The 2,345-nt window shown below is 39.1% G+C and carries 1 protein-coding gene and 1 rRNA gene; both read left to right on the forward strand.

What is annotated here, in order from left to right; genetic code table 11:
• Positions 1 to 237 (forward strand): hypothetical protein (locus tag L8D11_RS04955; RefSeq protein ID WP_236870563.1); only part of this gene is annotated, 237 nt, incomplete at its 5' end.
• Positions 238 to 475: 238 nt separating this feature from the next.
• A 16S ribosomal RNA gene (locus tag L8D11_RS04960) occupies positions 476 to 1,974 on the forward strand.
• Positions 1,975 to 2,345 lie beyond the last annotated feature (371 nt).

Consider the following 2,345-nt stretch of genomic DNA (forward strand, 5'->3'; position numbering starts at 1 on the left):
GGATATCTATGTCTGTTTGGTGTGCCCTTCATCTTTTTTGATATTTATTTTTTTAAATCCTACAATTTTATAATCTTTTATTCAATATCAGAATTTTATTCTATTTTTAACTTGACTGTGCCATTTTGCCTCCTCTTTCGTATGTACTTATCTTTTCATTCTATCATATATGTTTCTTTCTGCCTATTATGCAATGGTCTTTTAGGGGAAATATTTAAAGGTCAACTACTCAAATAAAGGATGTAAAATAGCTAATGATTTGTAAAAAAAAGATAAAAAATTTTAAATAAGCAAATGAGTTTATGCATATAATATTTAAAAAAGTATATAGAGGTATTAAAAAGTCGTTGACTTCGTGCTTAAAAGGTTTATAAATATTTCTACCAAATCATAGTATTTGCATAGTATTTGAAATAGTGAATATAGAATTTATAAGACGGTGGTAAACTATTTCAGGTTTACTACTTGAATAGTCAAACTTGAGAGTTTGATCCTAGCTCAGAGTGAACGCTAGTGGCGTGCTTAACACATGCAAGTCGAACGGACAATATTTGTGCTTGCACAAATAAAGTTAGTGGCAAACGGGTGAGTAATACATGGGAATTTTCCTTGTAGTATGGAATAACTATTGGAAACAATAGCTAATACTGTATATTGCCGAGAGGTGAAAGATTTATCGCTACAAGATAAGCCCATGCAAGATTAGCTAGTTGGTAAGGTAATGGCTTACCAAGGCAACGATCTTTAGCTGGTTTGAGAGAATGATCAGCCACACTGGAACTTAGACACGGTCCAGACTCCTACGGGAGGCAGCAGTGAGGAATATTGGACAATGGGCGAAAGCCTGATCCAGCGACGTCACGTGAATGATGAAGACCTTAGGGTTGTAAAATTCTTTTAGTGGAAAAGATAATGACGGTATCCACAGAAAAAGTCCCGGCTAACTTCGTGCCAGCAGCCGCGGTAATACGAAGGGGGCAAGCGTTACTCGAAATTATTGGGCGTAAAGCGTGCGTAGGCGGCTTTATAAGTTGGAAGTGAAAGCCTTTGGCTCAACCAAAGAATTGCTTACAAAACTGTAGAGCTAGAGTATTAGAGAGGATAGAAGAATTTCTGATGTAGGGGTGAAATCCGTAGATATCAGAAAGAATATCGAAGGCGAAAGCATCTGTCTGGCTAAATACTGACGCTGTTGCACGAAAGCGTGGGGAGCAAACAGGATTAGATACCCTGGTAGTCCACGCAGTAAACGATGAGTGCTAGATGTTAGAACTATGTTTTAGCGTCGAAGCTAACGCATTAAGCACTCCGCCTGGGAACTACGATCGCAAGGTTAAAACTCAAAGGAATTGACGGGGACCCGCACAAGCGGTGGAACATGTGGTTTAATTCGATGCTACGCGAAAAACCTTACCAAGTCTTGACATGTTAGTCGTATAGCTAAGAAACTAGCTAGTCAGTTCGGCTGGACTATCACAGGTGTTGCATGGCTGTCGTCAGCTCGTGTCGTGAGATGTTGGGTTAAGTCCCGCAACGAGCGCAACCCTTATCTTTAATTGCCAACAGGTTATGCTGGGAACTTTAAAGAAACTGCCAATGGAGAATTGGAGGAAGGTGAGGATGACGTCAAGTCAGCATGGCCCTTATGACTTGGGCTACACACGTGTTACAATGGTAGTTACAATATGATGCAATAGGGCGACCTGGAGCAAATCTAAAAAACCTACCTCAGTTCGGATTGCACCCTGCAACTCGGGTGCATGAAGTTGGAATCGCTAGTAATCGCAGATCAGCACGCTGCGGTGAATACGTTCCCGGGTCTTGTACACACTGCCCGTCAAGCCATGGAAGTTAAATTTTCCTTAAGTAAATGAGCTAACTGCAAAGAGGCAGTTTACCAAGGAGAATTTGATGACTGGGGTTAAGTCGTAACAAGGTAGCCGTAGGGGAACCTGCGGCTGGATTACCTCCTAAAAGACAAATTAGATAACTTTAAGTTATCAACAATATACTTACTATTATACCACCGTCTTGTAAATTCTATATGCACAGTCCAGTTAAATGTTTATCCCCTGATGAGTCATTAAAGATTTTAAATTTGATCGTTGATTTTTTATTTAAAATAAGTGGTGATAAATTTATTGCATGAAAGGGCACCGTCAAGTTAATGGAAATATGGCCGCAACACAACCCTGACCCTTAAATTTTAGGCAGCAGCTATCGGCACAGTCAAGTTAAAAATAGAATAAAATTCTGATATTGAATAAAAGATTATAAAATTGTAGGATTTAAAAAAATAAATATCAAAAAAGATGAAGGGCACACCAAACAGACATAGATATCCA

The sequence above is a fragment of the Candidatus Bandiella numerosa genome, from assembly GCF_021811875.1.
Classification (GTDB): Bacteria; Pseudomonadota; Alphaproteobacteria; order Rickettsiales; family Midichloriaceae; genus Aquirickettsia; species Aquirickettsia numerosa_A.